This window comes from Micromonospora sp. NPDC049201 (assembly GCF_055586805.1).
Genome location: NZ_JBVJHM010000009.1, coordinates 19,465 through 34,980 on the forward strand (window position 1 = coordinate 19,465; position 15,516 = coordinate 34,980).

The 15,516-nt window shown below is 73.2% G+C and carries 17 protein-coding genes; 7 read left to right on the forward strand and 10 right to left on the reverse strand.

The features are described 5' to 3' along the window. Nucleotides 1-31: 31 nt before the first annotated feature. Together ACZ6O5_RS20185 and glnA are read right to left on the reverse strand one after the other, a co-directional pair. The gene (locus ACZ6O5_RS20185; protein ID WP_107161579.1) at nucleotides 32-457 is read right to left on the reverse strand and encodes a DUF350 domain-containing protein; all 426 of its coding nucleotides are present in this window, start codon (nucleotides 455-457) and stop codon (nucleotides 32-34) included. Nucleotides 458-539: 82 nt separating this feature from the next. Continuing rightward, nucleotides 540-1,889: a type I glutamate--ammonia ligase gene (gene glnA, locus ACZ6O5_RS20190; RefSeq protein WP_107161577.1), complete on the reverse strand. Its 1,350-nt coding sequence runs from the start codon at nucleotides 1,887-1,889 to the stop codon at nucleotides 540-542. 197 nt (nucleotides 1,890-2,086) lie between these two features. On the opposite strand from glnA, the gene ACZ6O5_RS20195 reads away from it, so the two are divergent. Beyond that, nucleotides 2,087-3,847: an NAD+ synthase gene (locus ACZ6O5_RS20195; RefSeq protein WP_465979118.1), complete on the forward strand. Its 1,761-nt coding sequence runs from the start codon at nucleotides 2,087-2,089 to the stop codon at nucleotides 3,845-3,847. Between the two features lie 115 nt (nucleotides 3,848-3,962). Next, nucleotides 3,963-4,808 (forward strand): 3-methyl-2-oxobutanoate hydroxymethyltransferase, encoded by an 846-nt coding sequence (gene panB / locus ACZ6O5_RS20200; protein WP_465979120.1) that lies wholly within the window; start codon nucleotides 3,963-3,965, stop codon nucleotides 4,806-4,808. A 78-nt stretch (nucleotides 4,809-4,886) separates the two neighbouring features. On the opposite strand, the gene npdG is transcribed toward panB, so the two are convergent. From npdG to ACZ6O5_RS20230, 6 genes are all read right to left on the reverse strand, one after another. Then, nucleotides 4,887-5,585 (reverse strand): NADPH-dependent F420 reductase, encoded by a 699-nt coding sequence (gene npdG / locus ACZ6O5_RS20205; protein WP_431935050.1) that lies wholly within the window; start codon nucleotides 5,583-5,585, stop codon nucleotides 4,887-4,889. Nucleotides 5,586-5,830: 245 nt separating this feature from the next. Continuing rightward, nucleotides 5,831-7,267, reverse strand: coding sequence for an RNB domain-containing ribonuclease (locus tag ACZ6O5_RS20210; RefSeq protein ID WP_425787650.1), 1,437 nt, complete (start codon nucleotides 7,265-7,267; stop codon nucleotides 5,831-5,833). Between the two features lie 88 nt (nucleotides 7,268-7,355). Beyond that, nucleotides 7,356-8,036: a histone gene (locus ACZ6O5_RS20215; RefSeq protein WP_465979122.1), complete on the reverse strand. Its 681-nt coding sequence runs from the start codon at nucleotides 8,034-8,036 to the stop codon at nucleotides 7,356-7,358. Between the two features lie 77 nt (nucleotides 8,037-8,113). Beyond that, a complete protein-coding gene (locus ACZ6O5_RS20220; RefSeq protein WP_107161651.1) occupies nucleotides 8,114-8,317 on the reverse strand; it encodes a hypothetical protein in 204 nt (67 codons plus the stop codon). Nucleotides 8,318-8,452: 135 nt separating this feature from the next. Further along, entirely contained in the window at nucleotides 8,453-9,418 is a 966-nt protein-coding gene (locus ACZ6O5_RS20225) for a hypothetical protein (RefSeq protein WP_465979124.1), read from the reverse strand. After that, the gene (locus tag ACZ6O5_RS20230) at nucleotides 9,415-9,747 is read right to left on the reverse strand and encodes a PadR family transcriptional regulator (protein ID WP_465979126.1); all 333 of its coding nucleotides are present in this window, start codon (nucleotides 9,745-9,747) and stop codon (nucleotides 9,415-9,417) included. Before ACZ6O5_RS20230 ends, ACZ6O5_RS20225 begins: the two co-directional genes overlap by 4 nt. Nucleotides 9,748-10,029: 282 nt before the next feature. Between ACZ6O5_RS20230 and ACZ6O5_RS20235 the strand changes: the two genes are divergently transcribed. After that, on the forward strand, nucleotides 10,030-10,401 hold the full coding sequence (locus ACZ6O5_RS20235) for a hypothetical protein (protein ID WP_107161564.1): 372 nt from the start codon (nucleotides 10,030-10,032) through the stop codon (nucleotides 10,399-10,401). Nucleotides 10,402-10,406: 5 nt separating this feature from the next. Continuing rightward, on the forward strand, nucleotides 10,407-10,883 hold the full coding sequence (locus ACZ6O5_RS20240) for a roadblock/LC7 domain-containing protein (protein WP_465979128.1): 477 nt from the start codon (nucleotides 10,407-10,409) through the stop codon (nucleotides 10,881-10,883). A 63-nt stretch (nucleotides 10,884-10,946) separates the two neighbouring features. Here ACZ6O5_RS20240 and ACZ6O5_RS20245 read toward each other — a convergent pair whose 3' ends face one another. Together ACZ6O5_RS20245 and ACZ6O5_RS20250 are read right to left on the reverse strand one after the other, a co-directional pair. Continuing rightward, the gene (locus tag ACZ6O5_RS20245; protein WP_465979130.1) at nucleotides 10,947-11,573 is read right to left on the reverse strand and encodes a hypothetical protein; all 627 of its coding nucleotides are present in this window, start codon (nucleotides 11,571-11,573) and stop codon (nucleotides 10,947-10,949) included. 142 nt (nucleotides 11,574-11,715) lie between these two features. Continuing rightward, nucleotides 11,716-12,672 (reverse strand): threonine/serine dehydratase, encoded by a 957-nt coding sequence (locus tag ACZ6O5_RS20250; protein WP_465979132.1) that lies wholly within the window; start codon nucleotides 12,670-12,672, stop codon nucleotides 11,716-11,718. 361 nt (nucleotides 12,673-13,033) lie between these two features. Between ACZ6O5_RS20250 and ACZ6O5_RS20255 the strand changes: the two genes are divergently transcribed. The 3 genes from ACZ6O5_RS20255 (at nucleotide 13,034) to ACZ6O5_RS20265 (ending at nucleotide 15,499) form a co-directional block, all read left to right on the forward strand. Next, on the forward strand, nucleotides 13,034-14,302 hold the full coding sequence (locus tag ACZ6O5_RS20255; protein ID WP_465979134.1) for a LysR family transcriptional regulator: 1,269 nt from the start codon (nucleotides 13,034-13,036) through the stop codon (nucleotides 14,300-14,302). Between the two features lie 214 nt (nucleotides 14,303-14,516). Then, nucleotides 14,517-15,074 (forward strand): hypothetical protein, encoded by a 558-nt coding sequence (locus tag ACZ6O5_RS20260; protein WP_465979136.1) that lies wholly within the window; start codon nucleotides 14,517-14,519, stop codon nucleotides 15,072-15,074. 104 nt (nucleotides 15,075-15,178) lie between these two features. After that, complete coding sequence (locus ACZ6O5_RS20265; protein ID WP_465979138.1) at nucleotides 15,179-15,499, forward strand: hypothetical protein; 321 nt, start codon at nucleotides 15,179-15,181, stop codon at nucleotides 15,497-15,499. Nucleotides 15,500-15,516 lie beyond the last annotated feature (17 nt).

Below are 15,516 nucleotides of genomic sequence, written 5' to 3' on the forward strand. Positions count from 1 at the left end.
CCGGACGCTATGCCCCGGGTCCGACAATCGGTCAGGCGATGCAGGCGCAGACGATCAGCGCGGCGCCGAAGTGGGTGGCGGCGCTGACCCGGGCCGCCGGGTGCGGCTCGTCGGCAGCGATGACGTCACCGAGGCGGCCCGGCGTGAGCAGGTCCAGCACCAGGAAGGCCAGCGCCATCACCAGCAGGCCGACCAGCCCGAAGATGACCGTGGAGGCCAGCCCCTTGGCGAACGAGCTGTAGCTGGTCAGCACCGCGGTGAAGACGATGCCGGCGATGCCGAGCTGGTTGGCGGCGAGCAGCAGCGCGGCGTTGCCGTTGCGGCGCGTCCAGATCAGCTCGCGCAGCTTGCCCGGGGTGAGCAGGTCGACAAGCAGGAAGCCGGCGGCCATCAACGCCACCCCCACCACCCCGAACACGATGCTCTGCCACGCCCCGTTGAGCAGGTCTTCCAGCACCGAACGCCTCCCCGGCTCCACCCGCCCGGGCGCGGGTGCGCGGGCGGTGCCGCAGACGATAGCGGCACCGCGCAAACTCGATCTAGAGGGAGAGGTAGCGCTGCCGCTCGTAGGGGGTGACCTCGCGGCGGTACTGCTCCCACTCGGCCCGCTTGTTGCGCAGGAAGAAGTCGAAGACGTGCTCGCCGAGCACCTCGGCGACCAGCTCGGAGCCGGCCATCACGTCGATCGCCTCGGACAGGTTCTCCGGCAGCGCCTCGTAGCCCATGGCGCGGCGTTCGGCGCTGCTCAGCGACCAGACGTCGTCCTCGGCGCCCGGGGGCAGCTCGTAGCCCTCCTCGATGCCCTTCAGGCCGGCGCCGAGCATGACCGCGAAGGCCAGGTAGGGGTTGGTCGCGGAGTCCAGCGAGCGGACCTCGACCCGGGCCGAGTTCGGCTTGCCGTACGCCGGCACGCGGACCAGCGCGGACCGGTTCAGGTGACCCCAGCAGACGTACGCCGGGCTCTCGGTGATCCGGTCCGGCAGCGCCTGCGGGAACAGCCGCTTGTACGAGTTGACCCACTGGTTGGTGACCGCGGTGTACTCCCGGGCGTGGGTGAGCAGCCCGGCGATGAACGACTTGGCGACCTTGGACAGCTTCATCGGGTCACCGGCGTCGTGGAACGCGTTGCGCTCGCCCTCGAACAGCGACAGGTGGGTGTGCATGCCGTTGCCCGGCTGGTCGGTGAACGGCTTCGGCATGAAGCTGGCCTGCACGCCGGTGGAGAGCGCCACCTCCTTCACCACGTGCCGGAACGTCATGATGTTGTCGGCGGTGGTGAGCGCGTCGGCGTACCGCAGGTCGATCTCCTGCTGGCCGGGGGCGACCTCGTGGTGGCTGAACTCCACCGAGATGCCGATCCGTTCCAGCGCCAGCACCGCCTGGCGGCGGAAGTCGCGCGCCACGGCGTGCGTGGTGTGCTCGAAGTAGCCGCCGGTGTCCACCGGGATCGGCACCGAGCCGTCCTGCGGGCCGTTCTCCAGCAGGAAGAACTCGATCTCGGGGTGGGTGTAGAAGGTAAAGCCCTTGTCGGCCGCCCGGGACAGCATCCGGCGCAGCACGTGCCGCGGGTCGGCCCAGGAGGGGCTGCCGTCGGGCAGCAGGATGTCGCAGAACATCCGGGCGCTCTCGCCGCTGACCCCGCCCTCGAACGGGAACACCTGGAACGTGGTCGGGTCGGGCATGGCGACCATGTCCGACTCGAAGACCCGGGCGAACCCCTCGATGGCGGAGCCGTCGAAGCCGATGCCCTCCTCGAAGGCCGCCTCCAGCTCCGCCGGGGCCACCGAGACGCTCTTGAGCGTGCCGAGCACGTCGGTGAACCACAGCCGGACGAAACGGATGTCCCGCTCCTCCAGCGTACGGAGGACGAACTCCTGCTGACGGTCCACATCCACCCCTCGTGACACGTACGTTCTCCACCGATCGGGTCGGACCGGCTGACCGCTCAGTCTCCACCGACCCCGTTACGCCGACGTTACGCCCTTCCCCGGCGTGCCGCCCTACCGTGTCCCGGCCCGGGAGACGGTTGCCGGGTCCGGAGCATCCGGCCGGATTCGGGCCGGACGACTGGGGCAAGATGGGGAACATGCCCACCCTGCGTCTCGCCCTGTGCCAGGTCAACCCGACGGTCGGCGACCTCACCGGCAACGCCGACCGGGTCCGCGCGTGGACCCGCAAGGCCGCCGACTCCGGCGCCCAGCTCGCGCTCTTCCCCGAGCTGATGCTGACCGGCTACCCGGTCGAGGACCTGGTTTTCCGCCGGTCCTTCGTCGCCGCGTCCCGGGCCGCGCTGCACCGGCTCGCCGCCGACCTGGCCGACGACGGCCTCGGCGAGCTGCCGGTGCTGGTCGGCTACCTGGACGCGGACGGGCCGCCGCAGGTCAGCGCCGACGCCAAGCCGGGCCGGGGGGCCCGCAACGCGGCGGCGCTGCTGCACCGCGGCGAGGTGGTGGCCACCTACTTCAAGCACCACCTGCCCAACTACGGGGTGTTCGACGAGGACCGCTACTTCGTGCCCGGCGACACGCTGACCGTGGTCCGGGTGGGCGGTGTCGACGTGGCGCTGACCATCTGCGAGGACCTGTGGCAGGCCGGCGGGCCGTTCGCGGTGGCCCGGCAGGCCGGCGTCGGGCTGGTGCTCAGCATCAACGGCTCGCCGTACGAGCTGAACAAGGACGACGCGCGGCTGCCGCTGGTGCGTCGGCGGGCCGCCGAGGCGGGCGCCGCCATCGCGTACGTGAACATGGTCGGCGCCCAGGACGAGCTGGTCTACGACGGCGACTCGCTGATCGTGGCCGCCGACGGCACGCTGCTGGCCCGCGCGCCGCAGTTCGTCGAGCACCTGCTGGTGCACGACGTGGAGCTGCCGGCGGCGCCGGCGGTGAGCGGTGGCGCCACCGACCTGGCCGACGGGATGCGGCTGGTCCGGCACGAGGTGCCGGCGGTCCCGGCCGCGCCGACCGGCCCGGCGGCGACCGGTGGGATCATCGAGCCGGTCGCCGACGAGGCCGAGGTGTGGCAGGCGCTGGTGCTGGGCCTGCGCGACTACGCCGACAAGAACCGGTTCCCCTCGGTGGTGCTCGGGCTCTCCGGTGGCATCGACTCGGCGGTGGCCGCGGCGCTCGCGGTGGACGCGCTCGGCCCGCGCCGGGTGGTCGGCGTCTCGATGCCCAGCCAGCACTCCTCCGAGCACTCCCGCACGGATGCCGAGGAGCTGGCCAAGCGCACCGGCCTGGACTACCGGATCGAGCCGATCCAGCCGATGGTCGACACGTTCCTGGCCAACATGTCGCTGTCCGGCGTGGCGGTGGAGAACCTCCAGGCCCGGGTCCGCGGCGTGATCCTGATGGCGCTGTCGAACCAGGAGGGCCACCTGGTGCTGACCACCGGCAACAAGAGCGAGCTGGCGGTGGGCTACTCGACGCTCTACGGCGACTCGGTGGGCGGCTACAACCCGATCAAGGACGTGTGGAAGACGCTGGTCTGGCGGCTGGCGAAGTGGCGCAACGCGGACGCGGAACGGCGCGGCGAGACGCCGCCGATCCCGGAGAACTCGATCGGCAAGCCGCCGTCGGCCGAGTTGAGCCCCGGCCAGCTCGACAGCGACACGCTGCCCGACTACGACGTGCTCGACCCGATCCTGATCGGGTACGTCGACGGCGACCTGGGCCGGGACGGCCTGGTCGAGTCCGGTCACGACCCGGCGGTGGTCGACAAGGTGCTGCGGATGGTGGATACCGCCGAGTACAAGCGGCGGCAGTCCGCGCCCGGCACCAAGATCTCCATGAAGGCGTTCGGGCGGGACCGGCGGCTGCCGATCACCAACCGCTGGCGCGAGGACGGCTGAGCGCCCCGGCCGGGAGTGAATTCCTCCACTCCGACCTGCCCCCGACCGACCGCGCGGTGCGACGATCGCGGGGAACCCGGGGACCGCGTGCGCGGCCTCGAGGAAGGAGATTGTCATGGTGGAGTCCACCCCGACCGAGGTGACCGCCCTCTACGGCGGGCCGGCCACCCGGCGGATCCGCACCCGCGACCTGATCGCCGCCAAGGAGCGCGGCGAGCGGTGGGCCATGCTCACCTCGTACGACCAGTACACCGCCTCGATCTTCGACCGGGCGGGGATTCCGGTGCTGCTGGTCGGCGACTCGGCCGCGAACAACGTGTTCGGCTACGAGACCACCCTGCCGGTGACCGCCGAGGAGCTGCTGCCGCTGGTCCGCGCCGTGGTGCGCGCCACGACGCACTCACTGGTCGTCGGCGACCTGCCGTTCGGCTCGTACGAGGAGGGGCCGGCGCAGGCGCTGCGCACCGCGGTGCGGTTCATGAAGGAGGGCGGCTGTCACGCGGTGAAGCTGGAGGGCGGCCGGCGCTGCGCGGCGCAGATCGAGGCGATCGTCGGCGCCGGCATCCCGGTGATGGCGCACATCGGGTTCACCCCGCAGAGCGAGCACACGCTCGGCGGGTACCGGGTGCAGGGCCGGGGCGACACGGCCGAGGAGGTGCTCGCGGACGCCCGGGCGGTGGCCGAGGCGGGCGCGTTCGCGGTGGTGCTGGAGATGGTGCCGGGCGAGGTGGCCAAGCGAGTGACCGGTGAGCTGTCCATCCCCACGGTCGGCATCGGGGCCGGCCCGGACACCGACGGTCAGGTGCTGGTCTGGCAGGACATGGCCGGGTTGCGCACCGGCCGCGCGCCGCGGTTCGTCAAGCGCTACGCCGACCTGGCCGGCGCGTTGACCGACGCCACCCGCCGGTTCGCCGACGAGGTACGCGACAGCGAGTTCCCCGCCCCCGAGCACACCTTCTGACGGCGTAAGGAGGGGCCCCTTCTTAACGCCTGGCGTATAGCAGGGGCCCCTTCTTAACCAGCGCACGCGCCGGCGCGCTCAGAGATCCGTCACCCGGATGCCGGCGTGCGCCTTGTAGCGCTTGTTGATCGCGATCAGGTTCGCGGTGAACGCCTCGATCTGGTGGGCGTTGCGCAGGCGGCCGGCGTAGATGCCGCGCATGCCGGGGATCCGGGCGGCCAACGCGGCGACCACGCCGACCAGGTCCCGGTCCTCGGTGCAGATCAGCACGTCGAGGTCGATCCGGTCGACCTCCGGGTCGGCCAGCAACGGCGCGCTGACGTGGTTGAACGCGGCGCAGACCCGGGAGGCGGGCAGCAGCGCGGCGGCCTGCTGCACGGCGCTGCCCTCGGCCACGGTGAGCGCGTACGGGCCCTGCTTGTCGAAGCCGAGCGGGTTGACGCAGTCCACCACGATCTTGCCGGCCAGCGGCTCGGCGAGCGCGGTCAGGGTGGCGGCGTGCCCGTCCCACGGCACCGCGACGATCACCACGTCGCTGCGCCGGGCGACCTCGTCGTTGCCGGCGCCGGTGACCGTGGCGTCGGCCGGCACACCGGGCAGCGCGGCGATCTCGGCCGCGGCCTCGGCGGCCCGCTCGGCCGTGCGGGAACCGATCAGCACGGTCTGCCCGGCCCGCGCGAACCGGTAGGCGAGCCCTCGGCCCTGGTCACCGGTGCCCCCGATGATGCCGACGGTGAGCCCGGAGATGTCGGGCAGCGTGGTCGCGTCGTAAGCCATGCGGCCATCCTCGCAAAGAGCGGCGGCGCACCGCGCGCCGAGACGCTGTGACAATGCCCGCGCGGGGGCGACAACGGTCGGGCGGACGCGCGGGCGACCCCGGTCGGGCGCCAGGGCCGGGGCGGACGCCGAGGCTGCCGGGTCAGGCGCCGGGTCCGGACCCGGGCGGAGGCGACCCGGGTCGGCACGAGGACGGACGCCCGGGCGGAGGCCGGGCCGTACCCCGACTTCCTGGCCGGTCCCGGTCAGGCGCGCTCGAAGGCGACCTTCCGCTCGGCCGGGTCGGCGACGGTCAGCCGGACCCGGACGCGCTCGCCGAGCGGCAGTTCCCCGGTGCAGCGGGCCCGTACCGGCGGCTCGTCCAGCGCGACCGTGCCGCCCGGCGGGCGGCCGGGCCGGCCGTTGCCCGCCGGTCGCGGCTCGTCCACGTCCAGCACCGCCGCCTCGAACGTCTCCCCCACCCGGGGCGCCAGCAGCACCGCCTCGGCCAGCTCGATCGCGCCGCGGGTGGCCGCGCCGGCCGTCCGGTCGGTCGCCGCCATCACCTCGGGCAGCTTCGGCAGCGCGGCACGGACGTGCGCGGGCACCTCCCGGCCGTCGTGCAGGGCCAGGCAGACCTCGGTGGCGTACCGGTCGGCGAGCCGGCGCAGCGGCGCCGTGACGTGCGCGTACGCGGCGGCCACCCCGCCGTGCTCCGGCTGCTCGGGCACCGCGCCGTCGAAGGCGGTGTACGCGGCCCCGCGCATCAGCTCGGCGGCCTGGTCGACGAACGCGGCGGCCCGGGGCTGCGACGCGTCCAGCCCGGCGAGCACCCGACCGACCGACGTGCCGTCCGGCCAGGGCACGCCGAGCGGGCCGGCGGCCAGCCGCAGCCGGTCGACCGCCTCCGACCGGGGGCGGGGCATGGTCCGCAGCAGCCCGATCCGGCCGGCGAGCATGATGTCGGCGGCGGCCATGCCGGTCAGCAGCGAGATCTGGGCGTTGTGCTCCTCCATCGGGCCGGGGCCGCGCAGCACCAGCCGCCACCCGTCGCCGTCGGGCTCGACGTCCTGCTCGGGCAGCGGCAGGTTGATCGCGCCACGGCGCAGCCCGCGCTCGGTGAGCAGCGCGCCGATCTCGGGCAGCAGCGCGATCGGCTCGGGCAGCCGGCCTGCGTCGGCGTCGCGCTGCACGCCGCCGTAGTCGAGTTTGGCGCGGCTGCGGACCCGGGCCCGTTCGAGCGTGACCGCGACGGTGCCGCCGTCGGCGTCGAGGTCGATGGTCCAGAGCACGGCGGCCCGGTCGACGTCGGGCAGCAGGCTGGCCGCGCCCTCGCTCAGCGTGTGCGGGTGCAACGGCACGTTGCCGTCCGGCAGGTAGACGGTCTGGCCGCGACGCCAGGTCTCCGCCTCCAGCTCACCGCCGGGGCGGACGTGGGTGAGGACGTCGGCTATCGCGTACCGGACGCGGTAGCCGCCGCCGGCGCGGCGGGCGAGGTGCATGGCCTGGTCGAGGTCGCGCGAGGTCGCCGGGTCGACGGTGACGAACGGGACGTCGGTCCGGTCGGCGACGGCCGGCAGCGGCGCGGCTGCGGCGTCGTCGGCCTCGCGCTGCGCCGCGGGCGGGAAGCTGTCGGGCAGTCCCAGCTCGCGGCGCAGCGCGCCGAAGTCGATGCGGGGCGCCAGTACGCGTCGGATGACCACGCGGTCAATCCTGACAGCGCCCCGCCCGTTCCGCTCACCGAGCCGGCGGGTCGGCGCGCGGCCCCTCCCCCGCCGGCGGCGACAGCCGTCAGGCGGAGGCCCGGCGGGCCGGCGCCTTCCGGGCCGTGGTCTTGCGCGCGGTGGTGGTCTTGCGGGCCGGTGCCTTCTTGGCCGCCGTGGTCTTCTTCGCGGCGGTGGTGGTCTTGCGCGCGGTGGTGGTCTTGCGCGCGGGCGCCTTCTTGGCCGCCGTCTTCCGGGCCGTCGGCCGGGTGGAGGCGGTGGTCTTCTTCGCCGCCGTCTTCTTCGCGGCCGTGGTCTTGCTGGCGGTGGTCTTCTTGGCCGCCGTGGTGACCTTCCGGGCTCCGGTCGTCTTCTTCGCCGCCGTGGTCTTCTTCGCCGCGGTGGTCTTCTTGGCGGCGGTGGCGGTCTTCCTGGCCGGCGCCTTCTTCGCGGCGGTGGTCTTCTTCGCCGCTGCCGTCGTGGTCTTCTTCGCGGGGGCCTTCTTCGCCGCCGTCTTCTTCGCGGTGGCCTTCCTGGCGGGCGCGCTCTTGGCGGTGGTCCTGGTGGCCGGCGCCTTGCGCGCCGCCGACACGACCTTCTTGGCCGCCGCCCTCTTCGCGACCGCCTTCCTGGCCGGGGTCCGTCCGGCGCCGGCGCCCGAGGCGTTCGGCGACGCCTTGGTGACCGTCGTCGTCCTGCCCGCGGTGGTCCTCTTCGCGGTCGTCCGTTTCGCGGCCGGGCGGGTGGTGGCCTGCTGTGCTACGGCCATCTCGGTTCCCTTTCCTGGGGACGTGCTCTCGCCCTCGCGGAGCACGGATCACCTCGACGCGGTCCGTCCCGCGCCGTCTATCGGCCCTCCCCGGCCCAACGGGCGTCCTCGGCGTCCCACGCGTCGTTTCGCTCCCGCACCTGTTGCAGGGCGTTCTCCGCGTCGGCGGCTGAGGCGTACGGTCCGAGAACGTGCTTCGCGGGGCACACGTCGGCATCGGTCTCGACCCGGTGGTGTCGCGTGCACCAGTAGTAGTGCCCACCACTTCCGTCGTCGCTCATGCGATCACTGTGCACCGGGAACCGCCCGGCCGCCACCGGAACGCCACAAATAGTCGCCGCCTTCTCCACATTAGACCTGATCGGGGCCGTTTCGAGGGGGAACGGCGGAAGACCCCGGCCGGATCCCGCCGGGCGTCAGACGGGTGCCGCGACGGGCTGCGGACCCGGCGCTGCGGCCCGTCGCGGCCGGGCCGCCACGACCGCGTACGCCACCGCGTAGGGCGTGCAGGCCAGGTAGAACATGGGCTCGACCACCACCCGGTCGGTGATGAGGAACCGTTCCCACGCCGTCGGGCGGGGCAGCCCGAACGACGAGTCGGTCCAGCAGGTGAACAGCCACAGCGGCGCGGACACCCGGTCCACCGCGTCCGGCGGCAGGTCGGCGACGGCGGGTGCGGTCGCCGGGATCGCGGCGACCACCGTGAGGGCCACCGCCGCGTCGGCCGCGACCAGCGCGCCCAGGACCCCGACCAGCCACGCCGTCCGCGTCCGTCCCCGCCGGGCCAACGCCCCGGCGGCCCAGACCGCCGGCACCAGCAGCGCCGACCAGAGCAGCACACCGGGCACCATCGCGGCCACGCCGCGCTCGCCCCGGCCGGCGAACAGGCCGAGCACCACCGCCGCCGTCGCGGCGATCGGCAGCACCACGCCGAACGCGGTGGGCAGCGCCCCGACGCGTACGGTCCACCGCGCGCACCGGACGACGGCGACCGCGAGCAGCACACCCAGCAGCGCGGTGCCGCCGGCCCAGAGCGGAAGCTGCGCCGCGGTGGCCCAGCTCAGCCGGAACGCCAGCCACTCGTCGGTCAGGTTCGTCGTGGTCGCGGCGAGCACGAGCGCGGCGAGGCCGGCCGGCGGCGCGAGCAACAACACCCCGCCGGTACGCCACAGGCGCCCGTGCGGCACGGCCCGGTCGACGGGCGACGTGGCCGCCCGGCTGGTCGCCAGGCTGGCGGTGAAGCGGAGCATCGCCCACCGCCGTCCCGACCGGGCCAGCTCGTGCAGCTCGGCGGCCCACTCCCGGCCCAGCTCGGCGCGGGATGCCGCCGGCCAGCGGCGTACCGCCGCGCGCAGCAGGAGCGCGGCCAGCCGCCGGGTCACCACGCCAGGGCGCCGGCCGGCCCGACGCCGCCGGAGCGCGGACGGTGCCCGGGTGCCGGCGCGCGCAGTTCGGCCAGGGCCAGCCGGGCCGCGCGGATCCCGTCGCCGGTGAGGCGGTAGTAGCGGCGGGCGGGCCGGCCGGCCGCGACCGGGTCGACGTCCTCCCAGTCGGCGGCGAGCCAGCCGGCCGCCCGGAGGCGGTGCAGCACCGGGTAGAGCGTGCCGCTGGGCAGGCCGGTGAGGCGCATCAGGTCGAGGCCGTAGCGCGGCTCGTCGGGTGCGGTGAGCAACGCCGAGACCACCTTCACGACGGGAATGGTCAGTCGCACCCCCGTACTGTATCGACTTACTACATAGGGGTGGCGACGCCCGCGCTCGACAGCGCTTAGCAGGTGGGTCCACGATCGACCATCGGCCGCCGAGTCCCATATACGGGACCAGCGGCCGGCCGGGGCGGACCGGACAGGTGGATCACCGGCCGCTCGGGTGCAGGCCGGACCTCCTTGTGGAAGCCTTCGACGAAGCATATTCACGGGAGGCGCCGGCTGTCAGCCCGCACGACACCCCGAGCGGAGACCGGCCCACCCGGCCAACACCCTGGGGAGAACACCGTGGGCAACCTCGACGTCGCGTTGAAGAACGCGATGAGCATCGACGGCGCGATCGGAGCCGCGCTCGTCGACTACACCAGCGGCATGACACTCGGCGTGGCCGGCGGCACCGGTGAGATCGACCTGACGGTTGCCGCCGCCGGCAACACCGACGTGGTCCGCGCCAAGCTGCGCACCATCGAGATGTTGAAGCTCGACGACGAGATCGAGGACATCCTCATCACGCTCGGCAGCCAGTACCACCTCATCCGGCCGCTGAGCAACCGCACCGGCAAGGGCCTGTTCCTGTACCTCATGGTGAGCAAGAGCCGGGCCAACCTGGCGATGGCCCGCCACCAGCTGCGTGCGATCGAGGAGAGCCTGGAACTGTGAGCCGGGTGGACGATCTCCCCCGCCGTACGCCGGCCGCGGCCGGCACGCTGCCACCGGCGCGGAGGCTGCCGCCGTCGCTGGCGGGCAACCCGACGCTGCCGTACCCGGCCATTGGCCAGGAACTGTCCGAACTGCGGCTACAGATCCCCGGTGTGCACGGCTGCGTCCTCGGCGGCGTCGACGGCCTGCTGATCACGCACAACCTGCAGAACGAGGCCAACCCGGACGACCTTGCGGCGCTCGCGGCGACCATGTTCGGGCTGGGCCGGCAGGTCGGCTTCCGGCTGGGCCAGGGCGACTTCCAGCAGTCCACCGTGCGCAACGAGAACGGCTACCTCAGCGTGTACGCGGTCAGCCGGCAGGCGTTGCTCGCCGTGGTCGGCACGGACAGCATCAACGTGGCGCGCCTGCACCTGCACGCCCCGACCACCGCGGCCCGGCTCGCCGACCTGCTCGACGGCGTCATCCCGGCCACGCCCTGACCTGAGCCGGTCGCGGCGTCCGTGAGGGCCGCCGCGACCGGTTCGTGGTCGCGGTCTCCGGCTTCAGGAGCCGACCTGGCTCAGGGGGCCGGCCAGACTCGGGAAGTTGCGGGTGCTCATGGCCTGCACACCCGCGGTGTGGTCCCCGTTGAACGGGGTGGTCGCGCCCGGACATCCGGCCGCCACCGCCTCCTGCGGCGAGTTGAACCAGAGGCCCAGGTGGTACGTGTGGATCGGGCCGAACGCCGGGTTGACGGTCGCGTCGCGGCCGGGATGGGTGTTCGGCGCGGGCCCGGCGCCGGGCGCGAGCGCGAACGTCTCGATGTTGAACCGTCCGATCACCGTCACCCGGGCGACGCCGTACTGGTTGGTCCGCATGTCGCTCTGGTACCACGACACCCCGAACGGCGCGTCGGGCAGTTGCAGGACGAACAGATCGAAGTTGGTTCGTGGCGGCAGACCGGCGGCCCGGATGGTCAGGATCTCGTTGAGCCCCTGCGGATGGACCCGCACCTCGGCACGGGCGTTCGGAAGGCAGCCGGCAGCTTCGGCGCCCTGCGAACGCACCATGGTGAACGCGGAGCCCCGCCAGTCCGCGCTGGCGGGATTCCGCACGACACCCGAAGCGACGAGCGTGCTGGCGGCGGCCACGGCGAGAAACGCCCCGACGGTCCTGATACGGAACCTCATGATGTCCTCCATTCACCGGTTCGATGGATGCCCGGCTATGGAGAGGTTATGACCGTCGATTACCATCAGTGCCGCAAAGACCGAGATCCGGCAATATGAGCGATTTTCGCCGAAGGGCGTGCCGATCTCGCGGCACCGCCGCTCACCCGGCGAACCGCCCGGTCCACGACACCACGTCGGCGACGGTGGCGTTGCCGCCGCAGAGCACCAGGCCCAGCCGGGCGTCCGCGCCCACCCGGTCGCGGACCCGACGGGCCGCCGGCAACAGACAGCCCGCCGCCGGCTCCGCCCAGACCTTGGCGTGCTCCGCCAACTCCACCGTGCCCCGCACCGCCTCCGCGTCGGAGACCACCAGCACGTCGGTGACCAGCGCCGTCACGTGGTCGTAGGTGAGCTGCGAGACGGTCGGCGCGCTGAGCGTGGTGACGATCGACGACAGCGGCACCTCGACCGGCCCGCCCCGCGCCAGCGCCTGTGACATGGCCTGCGCGCCCTCGGTCTCCACGCCCCAGACGCGTACCCCCGGCCGGCGGGCCCGCAGGGCCGCCGCCACCCCGGAGATCAGCGCCCCGCCACCGATGCTGACCAGCACGTCGGTCAGCTCACCGGCGTCGGCGGCGAACTCCAACCCGACCGTGCCCTGACCGGCGACCACCACCGGGTCGTCGAACGGGTGCACCAGCGTACGACCGTCCTCCCGCAACCGGGACATGAGCGCGAACGCGGCGGCCATGTCGTCGGTCAGGCGGACGTCCGCGCCGGCCGCGCGGGAGACCTCGACGGCCCGCGCCGGCGCGGTCCGCGGCATCACCACGGTCGCCGCCACGCCCAGCGCGCCGGCCATCACCGCCACCGCGATGCCGTGGTTGCCGCCGCTGACCGCCACCACGCCGGCGGCCCGCTCGGCGTCGTCCAGCGCGAGCAGCTTCGCCGCCGCGCCCCGGGCCTTGAACGACCCGGTACGTTGCAGCAGCTCCAGTTTGGCGGTGACCGGCACGCCGAGCAGCTCGGACAGGCCGGGGCTGGGCACGGTGGGCGTGTGGACCACGTGACCGGCGATCCGGTCCGCGGCGGCCTCGATGTCCGCGAGCGCGATCATCACCGCAGCGTGCCACAACCCCTCGCGCCAGCACCGGTGAGGGACCGTCGGCCCGACCGAGGCGGCCTCCCCGCGCCGGTCGGTCGCGTCGGCGGGTGGGCGGGTGCTGACCGGCGATGCCGTCACCCCGGCGTACGGAGGATGACGGGGCGATCGCCCGACGGCGAACCGAGCGCCGGTGGCCGACCGCCGACGGCTGACGGCCGTCGGCCGACGGCTGCGGCGCGTCCCGGCGGCCCTGGGCGGCGGGGCTCCGGTCGGTCGCCTAGGCTGCGCGCATGTCGTTGCCGGTGGCCGGTGGTGCCGTGGCGCGGTACCGGGCGGTCGCGCTCGCCGCCCACCCGGCGGAACGGTGAGCACGATGACCGCGCCCGGGTCTGCCCTGCCGTGGGGGATGCTGCACACCATCGGCGTGGTGAGCACGACGCCCAGCATGACCCGGGCCGCCGAGCTGCTGCGGGTCTCGCAGCCGGCGCTGAGCCGACGGGTGAACGCCGCCGAACAACTCGCCGGCACCGACCTGTTCGACCGCACCGGCAGCGGGGTGCAGGTCACCACCGCCGGGCGGGCGCTGGCCGACGCCGCGCGACGCATGGCGGGCCCGCTGCGCGCCGCCACCGCTCCCCCGGTCGCCGGCCCGCCCGAGTGCGCCTTCGCCACCTATGTGACCTCGCTCGGCGAGCTGGTGCGGTGGTTCTCGCAACGGTGGCCGGCGAGTCGGTGGCACGGGGCCGAACTCCGGCCGGAACTCGCGATGGCCGACCTGGCGCAGGGCGCCCTCGACATCTTCCTCGGGGTGCACACGCTGCACCACGCGCCTCTCGCCGCATCGGTACGGCGGCACGTGGCCGTCCGCGATCCGCTGCGGCTGGCGATGAGCACCCGGCATCCGCTCGCCGCGAACCCGGTGCTGACGCTCGCCGAACTCCGGCACGAGCCCTGGCTGACCAGCAACGACCCGGCGGTCGAGCAACTTCTGGTCGAGGCGTGCCGGGGCCACGGCTTCCACCCGCGGATCGCGTACCGGACGGACCGCACCCGCAGCATCCGGGATCTGGTGGCGGGCGGGCACGCGGTGACGCTCTGCGTGCCGGTCGCCCGCACCGACGACGAGGTGGTGGTCCGCCCGGTGACCGGCCTGCCCAGCCTGGACCTGGTGGTGGCCTGGAATCCCGAGCGGCTTCCCGCCGCACTCGCCGACCGGTTCTGCGGCGTCCTCATCGGCTGGTACCTCTCCCGCGCGTGGTCCGTGCCGGCGTTCCGGTCCTGGTTGGACGCGCACCACGCCGAGGTGATCAGCGCCGCGACGATCGGCGTCGAGGAGGCCGGCGACCCCGACCCGGCTCGCGACGTCATCGACTGGAACGACCTCCAGGCCGCCTTCGAGGTGCTGCGCACCGGCTCCGCCCCGCAGGCCGCCTCCCGGCTGGGCTGCTCGCCGAGCACCGTGCAGCGACGCCTTCACCGGCTGGAGCGCCAGGTGGGCGACGCGCTGCTGGAGCGGTCCGCCGAGGGCCGGCCGGAGCCGACCGTACGGGGCTTCCTGCTGCTGCACCACCTCTACCGGGCGCAGGCGGCGCGCGATGCGGAACTGACCGCCGAGACACCGTCGATCTCCAACAACACATAGCCGCAGGCTGAATTGTCTTAGCATTGACGGAACGGCTTTTCCGGAGCAGGAAAACCGGATCGTCGCTTCGCGCGATTCACCTCTGGTTGCTAACGTCCGATCTCGTCGAGCGTCCTTCGTCAATACGACGGAGAGCAATTATCGACGCTCCGACGTGGCCCGCGAACTGGAGGTAAGACGTATGCGGAAACGCGTTCCCCGCCGGATGGGAGCAATGCTGCGGCACGGACTCGCCGCCCTGGCCGTGCTCGGCCTGACCGTCGTCGGCACCGTCGCCGGCAACACCGAACCCGCCCGCGCCGAGTCGACTGTCGTCTGCGCCAACGCCGGGGTGCCGGCCGGCTACGTGGTCACCGGTGTCGGGATCAACCAGTGCGCCGGTTACCACCGACTGGCCATCACCAACGACCTCTACGAGGGCATCCCCGTCTGCAGCCTGTGGGGAATCCCCGGGGGCTGGTACGCCACCGGGGGCGCCGCCAATGACGCCACCTGCGGATACAGCAACCGTTTCCAGATCAGGGCCGGCCTCTACGACGGCATCTCCGTCTGCGCGGCGACCGGCATTCCCGGCGGCTGGATCGCCACCGGCGCCCGGTCCAACGACCCGAGCTGCGCGAACCTCAACCGCTACCAGATCACCTCCAGCCTGTACGACGGCATCTCCATGTGCGCGGCGTCGGACGTCCCCGGCGGCTGGGTGGTCACCCAGGTGCTGGCCAACGACCCGAACTGCGCATACCTCAACCGGTACGTCATCCGGCGACTCTGATCCTGATTCGATGTCCGGCGGAATCCCATTCCGCACAGTCGGTTCTCCGCATCCGAGAAAGGCAGCAGACAATGGACAGAAGACGCTCCAGAACGTGGGCGACGATGACCCGTAACGGCGTGCTGGCCCTGGCCGTCACCGCGGCCGGCGCGGGCGCGTCCCTGGCGATCGGCAGCCCCGCCCAGGCCGCGACGACCTCCATCTGCGCGGTGGGCCCGATCCCCGCCGGATGGGTCGCGACGATGGGCCGCTCCAACGACCCGAGCTGCGGCTACCTGAACCGTTGGCAGATCACGAACGAGATCTACCCCGGCATGAGCATGTGCGCGGCGAGCAACGTGCCGGACGGCTGGTACGTGTCCCAGGTCCTGGCCAACGATCCCAACTGCGCCTACCTGAACAGGTTCACCATCTACCCGTACTGACCGGTGCGACAGGGACG